14 protein-coding genes are annotated in these 19,024 nt (G+C 42.4%); 2 read left to right on the plus strand and 12 right to left on the minus strand.

Annotated elements, in window-relative coordinates; genetic code table 11:
- Nucleotides 1–50: 50 nt before the first annotated feature.
- The 5 genes from ACTNB8_RS12625 to ACTNB8_RS12645 form a co-directional block, all read right to left on the minus strand.
- Nucleotides 51–239 (minus strand): small, acid-soluble spore protein, alpha/beta type, encoded by a 189-nt coding sequence (locus ACTNB8_RS12625; protein WP_441055222.1) that lies wholly within the window; start codon nt 237–239, stop codon nt 51–53.
- A gap of 86 nt (nt 240–325) precedes the next feature.
- Nucleotides 326–511, minus strand: a complete 186-nt coding sequence (locus ACTNB8_RS12630; RefSeq protein ID WP_296157601.1) for a PspC domain-containing protein — start codon at nt 509–511, stop codon at nt 326–328.
- Between the two features lie 40 nt (nt 512–551).
- A complete protein-coding gene (locus ACTNB8_RS12635) occupies nt 552–1,421 on the minus strand; it encodes a DUF4097 family beta strand repeat-containing protein (RefSeq protein WP_441055225.1) in 870 nt (289 codons plus the stop codon).
- The gene (locus ACTNB8_RS12640) at nt 1,418–2,104 is read right to left on the minus strand and encodes a DUF1700 domain-containing protein (protein WP_441055227.1); all 687 of its coding nucleotides are present in this window, start codon (nt 2,102–2,104) and stop codon (nt 1,418–1,420) included. The genes ACTNB8_RS12635 and ACTNB8_RS12640 overlap by 4 nt, the downstream gene beginning before the upstream one ends.
- Nucleotides 2,101–2,424 (minus strand): PadR family transcriptional regulator, encoded by a 324-nt coding sequence (locus ACTNB8_RS12645; protein WP_296157607.1) that lies wholly within the window; start codon nt 2,422–2,424, stop codon nt 2,101–2,103. The genes ACTNB8_RS12640 and ACTNB8_RS12645 overlap by 4 nt, the downstream gene beginning before the upstream one ends.
- Before the next feature lie 238 nt (nt 2,425–2,662).
- Between ACTNB8_RS12645 and ACTNB8_RS12650 the strand changes: the two genes are divergently transcribed.
- Entirely contained in the window at nt 2,663–4,072 is a 1,410-nt protein-coding gene (locus tag ACTNB8_RS12650; RefSeq protein WP_441055229.1) for an RsmF rRNA methyltransferase first C-terminal domain-containing protein, read from the plus strand.
- A gap of 39 nt (nt 4,073–4,111) precedes the next feature.
- Here the strand turns inward: ACTNB8_RS12650 and addA are convergent, their stop codons facing one another.
- Together addA and addB are read right to left on the minus strand one after the other, a co-directional pair.
- The gene (gene addA, locus ACTNB8_RS12655) at nt 4,112–7,825 is read right to left on the minus strand and encodes a helicase-exonuclease AddAB subunit AddA (protein ID WP_441055231.1); all 3,714 of its coding nucleotides are present in this window, start codon (nt 7,823–7,825) and stop codon (nt 4,112–4,114) included.
- Nucleotides 7,826–7,827: 2 nt separating this feature from the next.
- Entirely contained in the window at nt 7,828–11,154 is a 3,327-nt protein-coding gene (gene addB / locus ACTNB8_RS12660; protein WP_441055233.1) for a helicase-exonuclease AddAB subunit AddB, read from the minus strand.
- A gap of 135 nt (nt 11,155–11,289) precedes the next feature.
- Here addB and ACTNB8_RS12665 point away from each other — a divergent pair, with 135 nt between their 5' ends.
- Nucleotides 11,290–11,727 carry a hypothetical protein gene (locus tag ACTNB8_RS12665; RefSeq protein WP_441055235.1) on the plus strand — a complete coding sequence of 146 codons (438 nt, stop codon included), beginning with the start codon at nt 11,290–11,292 and terminating at the stop codon, nt 11,725–11,727.
- Nucleotides 11,728–11,753: 26 nt separating this feature from the next.
- Here the strand turns inward: ACTNB8_RS12665 and ACTNB8_RS12670 are convergent, their stop codons facing one another.
- The 5 genes from ACTNB8_RS12670 to ACTNB8_RS12690 all read right to left on the minus strand — a co-directional run bounded on the left by ACTNB8_RS12670 (nt 11,754) and on the right by ACTNB8_RS12690 (nt 18,954).
- Nucleotides 11,754–13,850: an NAD(+) synthase gene (locus tag ACTNB8_RS12670; RefSeq protein WP_441055237.1), complete on the minus strand. Its 2,097-nt coding sequence runs from the start codon at nt 13,848–13,850 to the stop codon at nt 11,754–11,756.
- 33 nt (nt 13,851–13,883) lie between these two features.
- The gene (gene hslO / locus ACTNB8_RS12675) at nt 13,884–14,762 is read right to left on the minus strand and encodes an Hsp33 family molecular chaperone HslO (RefSeq protein WP_441055239.1); all 879 of its coding nucleotides are present in this window, start codon (nt 14,760–14,762) and stop codon (nt 13,884–13,886) included.
- A 19-nt stretch (nt 14,763–14,781) separates the two neighbouring features.
- Nucleotides 14,782–15,534 (minus strand): class I SAM-dependent DNA methyltransferase, encoded by a 753-nt coding sequence (locus ACTNB8_RS12680; RefSeq protein ID WP_441055241.1) that lies wholly within the window; start codon nt 15,532–15,534, stop codon nt 14,782–14,784.
- A 154-nt stretch (nt 15,535–15,688) separates the two neighbouring features.
- The gene (locus ACTNB8_RS12685; protein WP_441055243.1) at nt 15,689–16,735 is read right to left on the minus strand and encodes a hypothetical protein; all 1,047 of its coding nucleotides are present in this window, start codon (nt 16,733–16,735) and stop codon (nt 15,689–15,691) included.
- A gap of 155 nt (nt 16,736–16,890) precedes the next feature.
- Nucleotides 16,891–18,954: a HelD family protein gene (locus tag ACTNB8_RS12690; RefSeq protein WP_441055257.1), complete on the minus strand. Its 2,064-nt coding sequence runs from the start codon at nt 18,952–18,954 to the stop codon at nt 16,891–16,893.
- Between the last annotated feature and the right edge of the window lie 70 nt (nt 18,955–19,024).

The following is a 19,024-nucleotide window of genomic DNA, read 5'->3' on the forward strand; positions in this document are numbered from 1 at the left end:
AAAAAGCACTGCCGGTCACTGTTCACGGCAATGCTTTTTCTTAAAACTTTCTAAAATTTACGTTTCTTTCTTGTCATCAGTCCACCGATCCGTCCCGTTTCTTTTGCAGAAAGGCTTTTCCAGCCTTTTTCAATAACTCTGTCCAGGACACCCAGTTCTCTGGCAATTTCATACTTCAGCTTTTCTTCTTCTGGAAGTTCTCCTTTTAGAAAAGCCTCCACTTCTTTTTCTCTGTTCAACTTATCCACACTCCTTTTTACTGTTGCGCTTTATCACCACCCGGTTATCAGAAGTATGGACAGTTTCAGGAAAATTTATTCAGGAATTATTCTTTTGGAATAACAATTGCTGCAATAATATAGGCCCATATTCCTGCACCGCCGAAGCAGGTGAATATGATCCACCCAAGACGTACCAGTGTGGGATCAATATCAAAATATTCGGCAATACCGCCGCACACGCCACATAGCATACAGTTCACTGATGATTTGTAAAGTCGTTTGTTGCTCATATAAATTCCTTCTTTCTGTATTAAATATGATCAATATAATTTATTCCGCAAAATCTACTGTTATCGTTCCAACTCCACATTCCAGCTTCATTGTTCCAGCCGCACCTGGATTGCTGATTTTCTTTTCGTTTCCAATTCCTTCATAAGAACTGTCTCCGATTTCAACAGAGCCTGCGCCACAGGATATCTCATAATTATAATCTTTTTCGGTTCTGTTCATGTGGAGTTCTATGTTACCAACTCCGCACTCGCCTTCCAGATTCTGTATTTCCAGATTTTTAAACTCTGCATTTCCGGTCCCAACAGATATATCCAAATCATTGGCAGTCAGACTTCCACTGTTTGTAAATTCACCTGCAGCCATAGAAATCTCCATGTCGTCTGCTGCAAAATCATTACATATTTGCATAGTCCCCGCTGCAACATTTGCAGAAATATCTTCAAACACATATCCCTTCGGATACTTAACCGTGATATTCCTGTCTTTCACACGTCCAATCCCTTCTATGACAAGCTCATCACCTTCCTGGCCAACACGAACCTTGTCTTTTTTGTTTCCGGTAACCTCTATACATATTTCTTTACCATCATATTCACTGAAAGCCAGCTGATCTGTACTGAGAAGTATATTCAGTGAAGAAGCTGTATCTGTCTGATAAATAATGGAATCATCCGTAGATTTTGATGGCTGCAGTTTCTGAAGCTCGTCCCAGTCTTCTTCCCATGCGCCATCATCTCTGAATGTTACATGCTGCGTCACCACGCTGTGAAGCATTTGACCCCAGTTTCCTTTCCAGAAATTCAGGCCTGCAACAGTTGCTCCCATCGCAGTCCCTCCAATTGTCAGTCCCAGTCCAACTGCACCAGCAACTCCGGCAATTATCAGGGTTATTTTTGAAAATTTTCTCATTGCTTCTCACTCCCCTTTCTGCCCCGATTCAGCATTCCTCCAAGAAAATCCGTAAACTTTCTCAAAATTGCAGGCAGCACACGGCTTGCCGCCCATACAAGAAAAACAAGTGCAACAAGCGCAATTGCCATAAGGATCAGTCCTATGCCAATTCCCAGAGTACCAAAAGCCACACTGCTGAAAACAGCACCAATTCCCACACCAATCACAGCAATTGCAGCTACAAATAAGGCAACTACTACAGCTCCTATTCCAAAAACGATCAGAAACGGAAGAGTGATCAGCGCTACTATAAATCCAAGCACACCGCCGACTGCACCTTTTATCAGCGGTGAAATAAATACCAGAAGTATCAGCGCCAGAATCACGCCTGCCTTATTCCGGCTCTTGTCTGCATGATATCCATCACGTCTTGCAGGTGTCTGCTGCGGTTCTTCCACTTCTTTGTCACGGTATCCCCGTTCCGTATATTCTCCTGTGTTTTCTCTTGTTTCATCAAGATCTGTCTTAATGATCGCAGCAACCTTACCCGGACTTCCCAGTTCCCTGATTACTTCTGCCTCATGTTCGCTTCCTGCGTCATCAAAATAATTCTCATAAAACTCGAGTGCCTCCCTTCTCTCCTCTTCAGAGATATCAGAAAGCAGTTTCTCAAGCTGTTCCATAAACTGCGCCCTGTTCATAGTTTAATTCCTCCCTCAAATAATGTGGAAATTTTTGATGAATAAATTTTCCATTCTTCCCTGTACAGATTCAGCTGAGCTGTTCCTTTATCTGTAATCTTATAATATCTGCGGTTTCTTCCTGCATATGCCATATCATAGGTTTCCAGGCACTCATCTTTCTGAAGGCGTCTTAAGACAGGATAAAGTGTTGATTCCGAAACCTCCAGCACAGTTCGTACATCCTGTGTGATCTTATATCCATAAGTTCCCTCTTTTTCTTTGGAAACAACAGCAAGTACGATCGCATCCAGAAGCGCTGCTCCTGTGTTAAATACCATAACCTCACTTCCTTTATTTAATTTAGACTATCTTTTATACATTCATATGGATTAAGGCTTCTCAATCCTTGGTGATGTATAATATTATTTCGTTAGTAATACTATATATTATATAATATAGTTTTGTCAATAGTATTCACGAATCTCTTTTCATGAATTATACTGATGTTGCTCTCTCCGTTCACATGCTGTTTACGGCAACCGGTCTGAGAAACATTATTTAAGGAGGTTTCCCCTTATGTCTGATGAAAACAGAACCGTATCTCTTCATCCGGAATTTCTGAAACGTATGCAGAAAATGCTCGGTGACGAATATGAATCTTTCATAAAAAGTTATGAACTCCCCCGCACCTATGGTCTGCGGGTCAATACATCAAAAATATCTGTCGAAGAATTCCGGGAAATGGCACCATTTCCCATAACTCCGATTCCATGGATCGAAAATGGCTTTTTTTATCCTGAAGATGTACGCCCTTCCAGATGTGCCGCCTATCAGGCAGGACTTTATTACCTGCAGGAACCAAGTGCAATGACGCCAGCCTCCTGTCTTCCTGTAGAAGAAGGTGAATATGTTCTGGATCTCTGTGCTGCTCCCGGCGGTAAAGCCACAGCTCTCGGTGATGCACTTCACGGAACCGGACTTTTAGTCGCCAATGATATCAGTGCCTCCCGGGCAAAAGCGCTTCTTCGCAATCTGGAGCTTTTTGGTATCTCCAATGCCTTTGTTACAAGCGAAACACCAGACAGACTTGCAGACACTTTTCCGGAATTTTTCCACAAAATCCTTCTGGATGCACCATGTTCCGGTGAAGGAATGTTCCGTAAAGAAGAATCTCTCGCAAAAGACTGGACGCCTGAGAAATCTCACGAACTTTCTCTTTTGCAGCGGGAGCTGATCCTTCAGGCTACAGATATGCTCCGCCCTGGCGGCATGCTTCTGTATTCCACCTGCACCTTTGCACCCGAAGAAGATGAAGGCACTGTCTCTTATCTACTTGATAACAGACCTAATATGGAACTAATTGAGATTCCACATAAAGACGGTTTTTCCAGCGGAGTTCCGGAATGGGGAAATAACGATCCTGAACTCAGCAGATGTATCCGTCTTTTTCCCCATAAACTGAACGGCGAAGGACATTTCATGGCTCTTTTCCGCAAATCCGGTGCCTGCAGCACCCGACAGCCTGCCACATCTGTAAAAGAAAACAAAGAAACCAGAAAATGGCTGGAACTGTTTTTCCATGAAATTGGCCTTTGCACCCTTGGCGGCCAGCCTTTCTGCTGGGACAGAATAGAAACCCGCAAGGATAAAGTTTACTATCTGCCTCCTGTAAACAGTAATTTCAGGGGACTGAATTTCCTGAGAAATGGTCTCTATCTGGGTGATCTGAAAAAAAACCGTTTTGAGCCTTCTCAGCCTCTGGCTCTTGCCCTTCACAAAGATGATGTTGAGGCGGTTATCTCACTTCCCTTTGATGATGAACGGCTGACCAGATATCTGAAGGGTGAAACGCTCATGATCGAACCTGATGAAGCCGCGCATAAAAAAGGATGGCATCTTCTCTGTGCAGAAGGTTATCCCCTTGGCTTTGGAAAGCTTGTTAATCAGACACTGAAAAACAAATATCCCGCAGGATGGAGAGTTTAAAACTCCATCTGCGGGATTATTTTTGTCTTTTGTTATTTATTATGGAAGAAGAATTGCTTTTCCAAGTGTAAAAGAATAAATATATTTTTCTTTTACTTTTTTCTTCAGCATCCGCTCCAGAGCATCTGCGTAATCCTCCAACTGTGTGTGATAAAGTTCCACCAGATGTTCTTCCTGTCCCATTCGTACCTTATCTGTCTTATAATCTACAAGAACCAGTTCACCGTCTTCTTCAAAATATGCATCAATGATTCCCTGAATCAGTACGGTTTCCCCACCCTTCCAGTCAGGCTGTAATTTCTGCATATCTCCGGCAATCACAAAAGGCTGTTCTCTATACAGTTTATTGGACAGATATGCCTTTTTCATTCTCCTGCCAAGCAATGACTGCACAAATCTCATAATATCTCCGGAAAAAACACAATCAGCCTCTTCAACAGACATTTTTTTCTGTTCTGTAAGATGTTTCAGCTGTTTTCGTATATCCTCTCCGGAATCTGTATTTTCATAATCCAGACACTCCATAATGCGATGATATGCAGTTCCTCTTGCCGCTCCTCTAAACTCTTCTGTTTTCCCTGCAATAAATGCCGGTATCAGAGGCACAACATCAGGTTCAAAAAACAACGCTTCTTCTTTGTCCTGTTCTTCTGCATAATTTCGTTTTTTCAGTTCAGATACACTTACCTTAACCGGAAGATTTCTGAGGTATCCATATGGATAAATAAATTCAAATCTTTCCTGCAGAACCTTATGTACCTCTTCATCATAAATTCTGAAAGCATCCCAGTTTCTCATGATTTCTTCCTGTACAGCTTCATCCGTCTGATTCAATATCTCACCCTGGATAAGATCTGCTGCCGTAATCCTGCGTATTACAAATTCCGCATGTTCTTCCATACAGACCGGATACCAGTCTTCCACGATTCCATATTCATGACACAGTTTCTGCATTTCTTCCGTTCTGTAAAGTGCCGGCAGTATATAAGACCAGTAATTTTTGCCTTTCAGCCTTATTCCCAACGGCAGAAGTGGTACTGTCTGATCTCCATACACCCGACATTCTCTCAGAGTCTCACAGATTTTTCCAAGAGTTCCTGTAATGATCAGTTTTTCCTTTGCTCTTGTAAGTGCCACATAAAGAACTCTCAGTTCTTCTCCAAGACTTTCTCTTTTCAGCTGGCGGCGTATCAGCTGTTTATATATAGATGAGATAATCAGACGTTTTTCCGGAAGGATTGCATCTACGCCAAACCCCAGTTCCGGATGAATGAGAAAACGGGCATTCATATCCTGAAAATTAAACTGTTTTCCCATACCGGCTGCAAATACGACCGGAAATTCCAGTCCTTTGCTTTTATGCACTGTCATGATCTGTACAGCGCCACTTCCGTCATCTGCCAGATTTATCTCTCCGAAATCGACTTCATATTTCTGGAGTTTTTCGATATAACGTACAAAATTGAACAGACCTCTGTAACTTGTTTTTTCATAATCCATGGCCTTTTCCACAAGCATATGGAGATTTGCACTTCTCTGTGCACCTCCTGGAATGGCTTTTACATAATCACCATATCCAGTCTCCCTGAGGCAGGCAAAAATCAGCTCATGAATTGGTGTGTATGGTGCCATATTACGGATCTTATTAAGAATATCCAGGAAATTTCTTATTTTTTCTTTCAGAATCTCTTTTTCATCATCTTCCGGAAAAAGCACCAGCTGTCCCTCACCGGCATATTCACAGAGGCTTTCATAAACAAAACCTTCCGGATATTCACTTCTGATCATTGCCAGTTCCTGCGCTGTGCAGCCCACCATCGGAGAATAAAGAACTCCCGTCATAGGAATATCCTGCAGCGGATTATCACAGATTCTGAGGAAATTCAGCAGAGTAACTACTTCCTGTGCGGAAAAATATCCGGTTCTTGATGCCGTATAAACAGGAATCCCTTTAGAAGTAAGTACCTCGTTAAAAGTTTCTGTCCAGCCTGCTGCCGTACGAAGAAGAATAACAATATCTCCGTAACCGATCCTACGATATTCACCGGTTTCTTTATCAACTATTTCATCTCTGCCAACCATTTCCCGGATCCTCTGAGCAATAGCCAGTGCTTCCAGTTCCCTTGCCGTCTTTTTTCCCTGTTCCTCTTCAAGTTCCGGTCCATCTTTTTCTATAATAAGAACTTCTGTTTTCAGGAATTCCGGATCTTCTCCCTCCGGAAAACTCCCTCCTGCATAAAGGGCATTGTCATCATCATACGTGATTCCACCCATATCTTCTCCCATGATCTGGCGGAAAATAAAATTAACCGCACTTAAAACCTGAGGTCTGCTCCTGAAATTCTTATGAAGATCCACTCTCTGTTCTTCACTGTCCTCCAGAGAATAGCTGTGGTACTTTTCCATAAACAGCTCCGGCATTGCAAGTCGGAAACGGTATATACTCTGCTTTACATCGCCGACCATAAATATATTTTTGCGATGATCCACCCAGCCGGAAACAAGTGTGGTAATCAGTTCCTGTACCTCATTACTGTCCTGATATTCATCCACCATAACTTCATCATATCTGGCCGAAAGTTCTCTGGCCGCCTGCGTGGGAGTCAGCTTACCATCTTCTTTTTTTACAAGAATTTTCAGTGCAAAATGTTCCATATCTGTAAAGTCCAGAACATTTTTCTCTCTCTTATATTCAGAAAAAGCCTTCATAAACTTAAGCGTAAGCTCTGTAAGACCTTCCATGGGTTTTCTGCAGCAGCGAATCACCTCCAGAATTTCTTTCGTTTTATGTCCAAGATAATATTCAGAAAGTTCTTTCCACAGATCCTTTTCTTTATCTCTGATAAATTTGACAAGTTCTTTACTGTCCGGTTCCACGGAATCATCTTTTTTTGTAGAAAGTTTCGCATAAGAATGTTCATCCAGAACTTTCTTCAGTTCATCAAACTCTTTTGCGGCCTCACATTTTTTTACTGCTTCAAGAAGAAGGCTGTCACTTTGCAGTGCACTTTCATAATAATACGGACCGCCTGGGCTCTGGCAGATCTCAGTTGCATATTCCAGAAGGTTTTCCACCTGCTCTGTTTTTTCACGGACTTCCTCCCACAAACATTCCATCCATTTTCCACTGCTAAGCTCATCTGCACTTTCGATTCTGTATGCTTCCAGGCATTCTTCAAGCCACTCTTCCGGAAAAGGATGGCTCATGGCTGCTTCATAAAGTTTGAACACCATATCTGTGATACTCTCATCAGTCTTGTCCTGGGAATAGCATTCTACCAGACTTATAAATTTCTCGTCTGCTTCCTGATATGCTTCCTCCATAAGCTCTTTCATTACATCTTCCCGCAAAAGTTTCAATTCCCCTTCTTCCGCAGTTCTATATCCGGGATCAAGGCCTACCATATGAAAATAATTTCGTATAATATACGAACAGAAACCGTCAATGGTTGTAATCTGTGCATTATGGATCAGTGTCATCTGTTTCTGCAGGTGTTCACTATCCGTATTATCGTACAATGCCTGTTCAACTGCTGCAGAAATTCTCTCTTTCATTTCTCCTGCTGCTGCTCTTGTAAATGTCATGATCAGAAGCCTGTCAATATCTACAGGGCGCTCTGTATCCATGATCTTGCTGAGAATACGCTGTACAAGGACTGCTGTTTTGCCGGAGCCTGCTGCTGCGCTTACCAGAATATTTCTGTCACGCAGAGTAATTACTTTTTTCTGTTCTTCTGTCCATGTTACTCCCATCCTCAGTCCTCCTCTCCTGTGAGCATTTTCCAGATTTCATTATCCGTAAACTGTTTTATCCGCCTGAATTCATAGCCGGGGATTTTTTTATCAAACCCGCAGACTCCCTGATACGGGCAGTAAGTACAGGCATTTCTGTCCTTTAATTCGTACGGTGAAGCTTCTACATTTCCGTTATAGATTGCCTCTTTTACATTTTCAATTTTCTGCTTTACAAATTTTCCCAGTGCCGCAAACTCTTCTTCTGTTGCAACAGATGCACCCTTTCTCAGAGTACCGCTTTTATTATAGCTCAGCGGAAGTGAAACTGTAGTTTTGTCCATTTTAGCGATGATGTCTTTGTCAGAAAGAACCAGACCATTCATTTTGAGTTTTTTCAGAAGCTCCGGATTGATAAGTTCCAGATCACTTTCCATTTCTTTCTGTATCATCGGATCTTTTATGTTGTAATAAAAAATACCTGCCGGTTTTATTTCACAGTCCGGATATTTTCTCTGTTCTGCCTGTATCGCAGCTTCCATATAGACCACCAGCTGAAGCTGCAGTCCATGATAAATACTCACCAGATCAAACGATGTATTTCCGGTCTTATAATCAATGATCTTTACGTATACTTTATTATCTTCCTTCAGAACATCAAGACGGTCAATACGGCCTCCGCCTATTGATACCTCAAATCCTTCCGGATGAAAACGGCCGTTTTTCAGCTGTTCCTGCAGTGCCCATACTGTTCTTTTCAGTATTCTGCGTGTTCTCTGTATCATATAATGATTTCTTGCGCTGCTCTGAAGAATTGTATTCCCATAATCAGCCGCAACCCTGTCAAGACATTCATCTGCAATGGCATTCCTCTCTTCATCTTTCAGCTCACTCCACTCCAGATTTTTTCTCTTTAATTCTGCGGCAAAATCCTCAAGCGACTGATGCATGACATTTCCCATATCCATTGCCCGGAATTCGTATTCAGCACGTTCTGTAACTGCCAGCCCATATTTCAGAAAATGTGCAAATGCACATGCTGAAAAACGCTCCAGCCTGGTTGCACCAAAAGAAGATATATCTCCATACAGAGCCCTGGCAACACTTTTACTTATCTGGTCCTGCGGTTTTCGGATAAATGCAGCATCTGTAAGTTTCTTAATCAATGTCCTGTATTCCGGACTTTTAAGATACCAGCTGTACAACTCCTGAAAATATGGATTATCTTTGCGGTTTTCTTCTTCATTCAGTCCTCTGACCACATAATCCAGTGATGTCTCCGGTGTTTCCAGAAGATCCATTTCCTGTTCCGGCATCTCTGCTCTGACAGTAGAAAGCCCCGGAAAAAGATGTTCTATTGTGTGGATAAGGTATGCCGGTGAAGATGCCTCACCTTTTCCTGAAGAAAGACTGTAGGAAAGACAGAGATATTCGGATGGCTTTGTAAGATTCAGATACAGATAGAATCGCTGCATATTCATAAGTTCTTTTGGACCGGGTGCAAGTTCTATCCCCTGATCTTCCAGAAAATCCCTGTCAGTCTCTGTCAGTATTCCACCTGAATCTGTGTTCTTCGGTATATTTCCCTCATTGACGCCCACAAAAAACAGTGCCCGGATATCTTTCAGACGTGTTCTTTCCATATCTCCAACAAGAACCTGATCCATTGAAGGTGGAATCAGTGCCACTTTTGCCTGCGCCATACCTGTTTCCAGTATCTGACGGAATTCCTCTGCGCTCACCATCTCATTTCCAAGAATTTCAGCCATTTTATCCAGAAGGTCCATAACGATTCCATAGATCTGCGCATATTCCTTCTCCATTGCTTTATCACCGTTTCTCTGAAACATTCTTTCCTGTTGTTTCAGCTTTTTCTGGATTTTACTTCCAGTGATAAATTCATAAAGACTTCTGCAATATTCATTCACAGACCGCTTTTTGCCTGAAAAACATATTCCAAGATTTTCTGTTTCTTCTATAAATTTCTCTCTGATTCCGTTAATCTCAAGAATTTTCTCCGGTTTCATTCCACGGTAGGTGCGCACCCATGTTTCCTTCCACTTTTTCAGCCCGCGAATACCGAGTGCGATCACGTAATTTTCCAGAATATCCGTTTCCTTGCGCGTAATATCTGACATTCCACATCTCAGATATCGGAATACGCTTTCATAGGAAAATCCCTGTACAGCCATCTCAATTGCCGCACGGAGATACTCCACAAACGGATTCATAAGTATGGAATGCTTTTCATCAATAAAAAACGGAATTCCTGCTGCCTGAAAAACCTGTCTGGCAATACTTCCATATTCCTCCAGATTACCTGTTATCACTGCAATCTGTCCGTAATGATAATCTTGTTCCCTTATAAGCCTTCTTATTCTCCTGGCAGTTTCTTCCATTTCTTTTTCCGGATTACCTGCCGCAAAAAGTCTGATCTCATTCTGTTCCGCTTTATAAACTTTTTTTCTGTAACGGAAGAGATTCTGTTCCAGAAATGCAAGTGCAGGTGCCTCCGCAAAACGTGATTTATCCCCTGCCTGGATCCAAATCGGTTCTTCCATATCCCTGGTAAGTCCGGCAAGACTGGTCAGCATTTTGTGGCTCATAAAAAAAAGCTGATGAGGTTTTCCTTTCGCTAGAAGCTCTTCTCTGGTATCCATGGTCACAGTCACCGACACCTTCGCACAAATATTAAGCAATTCCTGTATTACTCTGTGCTGCATCGGTGTGAAACCTGTATAGCCATCCAGAAGTACTACACTCCCCTTCAGCTTCTGTGAAAATGGAATTTCTTTCACAAGAACTTCCAGAACTTCCTCTGCGGTCATATAATGTTCGGAAAGATATTCCCGAAATGCCTGATAAAGTACAGAAACATCTTTCAGCTTCATATGCAAAAGCGGCCTGTCCTCTGCATCTTTCAGCATTTTGTCCATTTCTTCTTCTCTGACTTCATACTGCATAAATTCAGAAATCAGTGATTTGACTTCATCAAGATATCCGGCCTTTTTCATCTGACTTCCCAGATAATCCAGATCTTTTTCCTTTGTCTGGATCAGCTTCTGCAAAACCATGTTCTTGCCGGTCTCTTCCAGCATTTTTCTGGTATCTCCGCCTACTTCCTCAAATACACGGTATGCCAGACGTTCAAAACTCAGGATATCAATATTCAGAATTCCTTTGTCCGGATGCATTTCAACCAGTGTTTTCTGTGTCTGCATGGTGAACTGTTCCGGCACGATCACATAATAACGGATCTCCGGATGCTTTCCGGATTCACTTATAATATTCTGATACGAGGTCCAGGATTTGCCGGCACCGGAATTTCCTATAATAAACTGCAGTGACATAAAAACCTCCCAAAAACAAATGTAATTTTTCGCTGTACTAACATAAATCCAGATTCTGAACAATAAGATATATTAAAACGGTATCCCTCTGAAATTTTACCGGAAAACACAATCACCAAACAGGAGGCGCAGACAATGAGTTCCAAAACAAAAATCATCGTGCTACATATGAAAGAGGTAATCTACACTATCATCTTTCTGGTTCTCCTTATAATCTTTGGAGTGCTGATGTTCTTTATGTTCGGATCAGAAAAATCAGCTGCTGTATCCAATACTTCCACCTCCAGATATACACCTGGAATTTACCGTACTTCTATTCAGCTGAACAGCAATACCTTCGATGTGGAAGTAACTGTTGATCAGGAGCATATCCGTTCAATACAGCTGCGTAATCTGAGTGAAAGCACTTCTGCCATGTTTCCTCTGGTAGAACCTGTGCTGAACTCACTTTCCAGCCAGATCTACACAGACCAGTCTCTTGACAATCTTGAATATCCAAGTGACCAGAAGTATACATCTGTAATGCTTATCAATGCAATCCGCAAAGCTGTTGAAAAGGCGGAGGTCCACTGAAGGCCTCCGCCACTGTCATTGTTTATTTACAGTCTGATCTTATCAAGTTCTCTCATCCAGAGTTTCATAGATGCATCACTTGGCATTCTTAAATCTCCTCTTGGAGAAACTGCCACACTTCCGACCTTCGGGCCATCTGGAAGACAGGAGCGCTTGAATTGCTGTGTAAAAAACCTTCTGTAAAAAATTTTCAGCCATTTAAGTATTACTTCTTCATCATATTCACCCGCAAAGGCAATCTTCGCCATACGGAAGATCTTTGCCGGAGGAAATGTCCAGCGGAGCATATAATACAGGAAGAAGTCGTGAAGCTCATAAGGTCCCACCAGATCTTCTGTTTTCTGGGAGATCACCCCATCCTTAGGTGGAAGAAGTTCCGGACTTACTGGTGTATCTAGAATATCCAGAAGAATCTCGTTAAGCTTGCTGTCATCACAGGTATCCGCATAATATCTGACAAGATGGCGTACCAAAGTCTTCGGCACAGACGCATTTACTGCATACATGGACATATGGTCTCCGTTATAAGTTGCCCAGCCAAGTGCAAGTTCCGAGAGATCACCTGTTCCAATAACAATACCGCCTGACTGATTTGCAATATCCATGAGAATCTGGGTTCTTTCTCTTGCCTGTCCGTTCTCATATGTTACATCATGCACTTCCGGATCATGACCGATATCACGGAAATGAAGATTTACTGCATCTTTTATGTTAACTTCTTTTAACTCTGTTCCCAGACATTTACTGAGTTGGCAGGCATTATTATATGTCCGGTCTGTTGTACCGAAACACGGCATTGTAACTGCTGTAATTTTTTTCCTGTCCATTCCCAGCATATCAAATGCCCTTACTGTTACAAGAAGCGCCAGTGTGGAATCAAGTCCTCCGGAAAGTCCGATCACTGCATTCTGGCAGTGAATGTGTGCCAGTCTCTTTTTAAGTCCCATTGCCTGGATATTGAGGATTTCGTCACAGCGTCGTTCCCTTTCTTCTCTTATACCCGGCACAAACGGTCTTGAATCAAACTTACGTATAAGTTCTGTTTCTTCGACATCAAGCGAAAAGAATTCTTCATTATAATACATATCCTGCCCCTCGGGTACTACATCCGGTGCAAACTGGCAGGTTGTCATTCTGCGTCTCTCATTATTCAGTCTGTTGATATCAATATCTGCATAGATCACTCCATTAATAAATCGTCTGCTCTCAGCCAGGATCGTGCCGTTCTCGGCAATCAGGTCATGTCCTCCATAGACAACGTCCTGTGTGGATTCTCCCTCTCCTGCACTGGCATAAATATATCCGCAGAGAAGACGTGCTGACTGTGCGCTGACAAGGTTTCTTCTGTAAGAATCCTTCCCAACGACTTCATCGCTTGCAGAAAGATTGACGATCAGATTTGCGCCATGGTATGCATGCTGTACACTCGGCGGATTTGGAACCCAGAGGTCTTCGCAGATTTCCGCTGCAACCTGCAATTTGGGAATTTCATTGCAGGTGAAGATCATATTCGGGCAAATGGATACTTCATATTCATCCATATCCTCTTCCTCAAAATCCTCATCTTCATCCTCATACTCGTCTTCATCCTCATACTCGTCAGTGTCATCATCAAAACCAAATTCGATCACTTTTCCGTTTACAAGAATTCCTGCAAATTTATCTGAATCAAACTCTGTCTCGGGAGTTTCTTTTCGAATGGACACAGTTCCGTCAACTTTTTCTCCTGAGGTGAAATATCTTGCCTCATAAAATTCATTATAGTTCGGAATATGGATTTTGGGCACAAATCCAAGGATTTCTCCATGACTCAGGCCTGCTGCAACATTATAAAGTTTGCTGTTATATTCCAGCGGCAGCCCTACAAAGATCAGTGCATCTATATCCTCTGTCGCTTCCGCAATTCTGATAAGCTGGGCTTTTGCTTCTTCCAGGAGTGTCTCCTGCCAAAAAAGATCTCCGCAGGTATATCCTGTGATGCAGAGTTCCGGGAAAACCATAACCTTTGCGCCCTGCTCTTCCATTTCTTTTGCCATTTCAATGATTTTGTCTGCATTAAATTCGCAGTCTGCCACCTGAACTTCCGGAGTTCCCGCAGCTACTTTAATAAATCCGTCTTTCACTTTATTCCTCCCTGCCGCCTGAAGCCAATATCGTTATTTACATTTTCTGAGAATTTCTTTAAGTTCTTCCACGTTAAATACGTAGTTAGTGTTACAGAAATGACAGTTCAGTTCCACATCTTTGCCCTCCTGTATCAGTTCATTTAATTCCTTACGACCAATGCTGATCAGGGCTTTTTCCACTCTGCTCTTACTGCAGTTACAGTAAAATTCTGTCGGCATTGTATCATTAATTTCAATATCAAAACCATCCAGTACCTGTTCAAGAAGACTCTCCGGCGTATGGCCCTGTTCAAGAAGAGTTGTTACTGACTGTATTTTCTGTACATTCTGTTCCAGTTTTGCAATTGTAGCTTCTTCTGCAAATGGCATTACCTGTACAATAAAGCCACCTGCCTGACGTACAGTATTATCTTTGTTCATAAGAACACCAAGGCCTACTGCAGACGGTACCTGTTCGCTTACCGCAAAGTAATAAGTAAGATCCTCAGCAATCTCACCTGTCTGCAGAGCAACCTGACCGGAATATGGTTCTTTCATTCCCATATCTTTGATCACATTCAGGATACCATGCCCTACAGCACCTGCCACATCCAGCTTGCCAATGGAGTTGGCCGGAATAATGACATCCGGATTACCTACATAACCTTTTACACGGCCTTTGGAATCTGCAGTTACAGTGATTCCTTCAATCGGTCCGTCCGCCTTTATCTGAAGGGTAAGAATGTCCTTTTCACCTTTCATCATCACGCCCATCATGGCGCCACCTGTAAGCAGACGTCCCAGTGCTGCAGTAGCAACCGGACTTGTATTATGGTGCTTACGTGCAGTCTCCACCATTTCTGTTGTCACAGCTGCAAAGGCTCTGATCTGAGTATCTGCAGCAACTGCTCTTACTATATAATCATTCATATTGTTTCCTCTCTTTTATTTATTTTCCTGATTCCCGTGCCATGAAAAACAGTCTCTCACTGTCCTCCGTGGCAGGATTCATTGTATAGGCATCATACACTGCCATAAGTTTAAGTCCTGCTTCTTTCAGCAGTTCCTCGATTTCTTCCCTTGTATAGGCTTTCTGGCAGTGAAGCTCTTCACATTTTTCATAAAGGCCGTCTTCTCTCGGAAGAAAAACAGCCAGTTCATAAATATTCAGATTTTTTTCAGGGTCAAACGTATTATCCCAGATAAAACTTCCTTCATCCCTGTTTTCCGCAATAGTCGTATCTCCCAGAATATCTCTGTACTTATGAAGAGTGTTCATATCAAAAAGAAATACTCCGCCCGGATCCAGATAATTATTTACCAGACGAAAAACCTCCAGAAGTTCTTCTTTTTCTGTAATATAATTCAGACTGTCACAGACGCTTACCACAGCACGTACTGTTCCATAAAGTTCAAATTCCTGCATATCCTGCAAAAGATAAAGTATATCAAGTCCTGACTCAACTTTCTTCTCCATTGCCTCAGCAAGCATTTCTTCTGAATTGTCCACTCCAATCATATCATATCCTTTTTGAGCAAGCAATCCTGTCATAGTTCCTGTTCCACAGCCAAGTTCCAGTACAAGCCCGTCTGATATTCCCTGTTCTTTCAGATGTTCTGTAATATAATCTGCCCAGCTTTCATAATCAATGTTATCCATGAACATATCATAAACCTGCGCAAATTTCCCATATGCTTCCATATTTTCCTCCATTCGCACTGTCATTTGGTTACTGTTCACTCCGTTCACAGCAATCTGGTCATCACAGTAACAAAAGGCAGATGATTTCTCACCTGCCTTTTCTTATTACTTTTTCAGATAACTGCCTGCCGGCAGTCACCGTTCTGTCTGAGATTTACTCAACAGGCATATAATATACGTCTGCACCTTCTCCATGCCAGTAATAGCTGTTTCCATCTGCATCATATGCATCCTGGTCTGTTGCGAAAGTATAGGTATTACCGTCAAAGTCTACCCAGTTTCCGTTTCCATCCGGAGTAATTACAAATGGATGTCCGTCTGAGTTACGATAAAGTGTTCTTGTTTCATCAGTGTTGCTCAGCTGTTCATCTGTGAAGCCGCCGGAGTTGGAAGTTGTTCCTGTGCTGTCAGAAGAAGCTGCTCCATCTGTACTTCCATCTGTTGCTGCCGCATCTCCTGTGCTTCCATCAGCTGCCGCTGCATCAGTGCTGCTGCCGTCTGCTGCCGCACTGCTGTCTCCTGCCGGAGCTGCTGTTGCAGGTGCTGCATCTTTCAGTGAGGAATCTCCAAGGATCTGGAAAGAATCTACAGCTGCCTTGATCGGTGCAAGTGCATCTTCTGTCTTAACAGAACCTGTAAGACTGTAGTACTCGGAATCATTTGAAAATACTTTATGCACTACATACAGATTTCCGTCACTTTTATCTGTGTTCAGCATCTTTGTAACGTAGGTATAAACGCCTGTTCCATTTACATCATTTGCAGAATAATCCTGAATTTCAAAATCTGTTCCGTCAGTCTTATCACCGTCTGCCTGTTCCAGAGATACTGCCATATCCTGAGAACTTGGAATTACAGCGGAAGCCATGGTGTCTTCACCCTGTCCATGAAGGATAAGGATGCTGCCTTCGTCCGGAGACTCAAAGCTCAGCATATCTGTCTCATCTGTCTTATTGGACCATGTTGCGTCCGGCAGATTGATAGCTACAGACTTATCCGCGGAAGTATAAGTTGTATTCTGTACATCCGGTGCGATCGTCGGTTCCGGTGTAGGTGTCTCGGTAGCTACCGGTGTAGGTGTTACAGTCACTGCAACAGATTCTTCTTCCGGTTCATCTCCACCAAAGAAACTACAGCCTGCCATCAGTACAGATGCTGATATGGAAATTGCTAAAATCGCAAGTATTCTTTTGTTCTTCATAACATCCTCCTTATTTCAGTTATGATTTTTATATTTACTGTCCAGCTCTGAACAGTATTTATAACCTTGTGCTATATTTTACAATTTTATTACATACATGTCAATGAATTTTCATTTCAGTAATGTGAAAATCCTATGAAGAAAATATAAAGTTGTTACCTGTGACCGGTAACCTCATACATACACAGCTCATGCAATGCCCTGGTTGCTGTAATATACTTTGCCTGTGTTGTAAGGCCTCTATTCTTTTTTTCTTCAAAAAGCCCAAAGACCTGATCAAACTCAAGCCCTTTTGCAAGATAAAATGTAGTCACCGTAAGACCCTTGCAGAATGTCTGGCTGTTTCTGTCCATATAGGTCACAGGATATTTTTCTGTATTTCCGCTCTGTTCCGTTTTTTCTCTGAGATACTGATATGCTTCCCTTGCTTCTTCCTCAGTCAGAAGCAGCAGTGCTTCCGTTTCGTAATCCTCAGAGCGGTTCTGCCACTGTACGAATATCTCATCAAGAGCTTCTCTTCTCGAAACGCCCCGCCTTTCAAATACCGGACAGCCATGACGCTGGAATAGATCCATATCTTTGATCCCCGCCAGCTGATTCGCATATTCTGCAATCTCCATAGTATTTCTGTAACTTCTGTTCATGATGATCTTCCGGATATCTTTTCCAAATATGACCGGAAGAAATTCCAGTACATCCTGCTGTCTGTCTTCCATTGTCTGTGCTCTGTCTCCTAGGATCGTCATCCTGCACGGAAAAAGCTTCTTCAGAAGAAGATACTGCATCCAGGAATAATCCTGCATTTCATCAACCACGAGATGCTTGATCCCACTGTTATTCCTGCTTCTGAAAAGAGAATTTTTAAGGTAGAGAACCGGATAAACATCTTCATATTTCAGCTTCCTCTTCTCTACAGCCACACGTGGCAGTGCCTTGTATCCTTCCTGTTTCAGGAATCTGCTGTAAAGGACATAACAGTCTCTGGTCTCATACATCTTCATGAATTTTTCATTTATTTCTTCTCTCTCTTCATCAGAAAGATCTCTTCCTCTCAGAGTCTCCACTTCATCAATAAAATATTCTGCAACCGCTTCCATTCGTGAAAGAAGAGGAATATCCATAAACTTGAAGTAAAAAAGATCAATGATCCTGGATTCTTTTAGCTCGCACCCCTTATATTCCACATCTCTGAAATCCATCAGTTCATCTTCCAGTCCCATCATAAAGCCATCCAGCTTCGAGGTAAATTCTCTTGACTGTTTCAGGCGGCAGATATTCCCCCTGTCAGGTCTTCTGACTTCCCTTTCAATCTGGTCATATTTTTCTTCGCAGTCAGCCACAATGTCCTTCAGTTCTCTGTAGGCAAACAGGTCGAAACTCATTTCCCGGATATTTTCCTCACCCAGTTCAGGAAGAATATGTGAAATATAATCGGAAAAAACACTGTTCGGTGACAAAACAAGGATATTGGAAGATTTCAGATGCTCCCTGTCATGATAAAGAAGATATGCGATCCTGTGAAGTGCCACAGAAGTTTTGCCGCTTCCTGCAGACCCCTGGATCACCATAATTCTGTCCTTGGTATTACGGATAATCGCATTCTGTTCTTTCTGTATGGTACGGATAATGTTTTTAAGCTGTACTTCACCGCTGTTCCCAAGTTCAGCCTTTAGAATCTCATCATCTATCTTGACATCGCTTTCAAATTCGTAAACCATTCTGCCGCCACGTATCTTGTACTGCCACTTTGAAGTGATCTCGCCTTCAAAAGTTCCTGATGGTGCCTCATAGGAGGCCGGGCCTTTATCATAATCATAAAACAGCCCGCTTACCGGCGCTCTCCAGTCATACACCAGCGGACGGCTTCCCGCTCTCTCCGAAAGATTGGCAATTCCAATATAAAAAGATTCCGCCTCATCATCCCCATCATAAAGGAAATCTACTCTCCCGAAAAAGGGAGAATCCAGCATTTTGCGGAAGCGTTTGCGCAGAAGGAACTGTTCTTCATTGGCATTTACCTGGCTCTGCAGCGCCTGCCGGTTATCAAAATCCTCATAACCGTACTGATCCATCTCTGTATAGTTTTCCCAGTAGTATTCATGCATGTTTTCGATTTCTCTGGTTCCTTCAAGAATCGCAGTATCTGTCTCTTCAAGCCTTCTTTTCAGACATTCTGTTACATATTGCAGATACGCTCTGCCATTGTTCACATCCAGCATAATCTTAACACATTCTCCTCCTTCTGCTGTAATCATTACTGTTCACTCCGTTCACAGTAACTTGGTCAAA

The sequence above is a fragment of the Blautia sp. HCP28S3_G10 genome, from assembly GCF_052065235.1.
GTDB lineage: Bacteria > Bacillota > Clostridia > Lachnospirales > Lachnospiraceae > Blautia_A.

Bases quoted from the DNA above. Each gene is read 5' to 3' on its own strand.
- ACTNB8_RS12630 (WP_296157601.1), bottom strand. From the start codon at position 511: ATGAGCAACAAACGACTTTACAAATCATCAGTGAACTGTATGCTATGT.
- ACTNB8_RS12635 (WP_441055225.1), bottom strand. From the start codon at position 1,421: ATGAGAAAATTTTCAAAAATAACCCTGATAATTGCCGGAGTTGCTGGT.
- ACTNB8_RS12640 (WP_441055227.1), bottom strand. From the start codon at position 2,104: ATGAACAGGGCGCAGTTTATGGAACAGCTTGAGAAACTGCTTTCTGAT.
- ACTNB8_RS12645 (WP_296157607.1), bottom strand. From the start codon at position 2,424: ATGGTATTTAACACAGGAGCAGCGCTTCTGGATGCGATCGTACTTGCT.
- ACTNB8_RS12650 (WP_441055229.1), top strand. From the start codon at position 2,663: ATGTCTGATGAAAACAGAACCGTATCTCTTCATCCGGAATTTCTGAAA.
- addA (WP_441055231.1), bottom strand. From the start codon at position 7,825: ATGGGAGTAACATGGACAGAAGAACAGAAAAAAGTAATTACTCTGCGT.
- addB (WP_441055233.1), bottom strand. From the start codon at position 11,154: ATGTCACTGCAGTTTATTATAGGAAATTCCGGTGCCGGCAAATCCTGG.
- ACTNB8_RS12665 (WP_441055235.1), top strand. From the start codon at position 11,290: ATGAGTTCCAAAACAAAAATCATCGTGCTACATATGAAAGAGGTAATC.
- hslO (WP_441055239.1), bottom strand. From the start codon at position 14,762: ATGAATGATTATATAGTAAGAGCAGTTGCTGCAGATACTCAGATCAGA.
- ACTNB8_RS12680 (WP_441055241.1), bottom strand. From the start codon at position 15,534: ATGGAAGCATATGGGAAATTTGCGCAGGTTTATGATATGTTCATGGAT.
- ACTNB8_RS12685 (WP_441055243.1), bottom strand. From the start codon at position 16,735: ATGAAGAACAAAAGAATACTTGCGATTTTAGCAATTTCCATATCAGCA.
- ACTNB8_RS12690 (WP_441055257.1), bottom strand. From the start codon at position 18,954: ATGCTGGATGTGAACAATGGCAGAGCGTATCTGCAATATGTAACAGAA.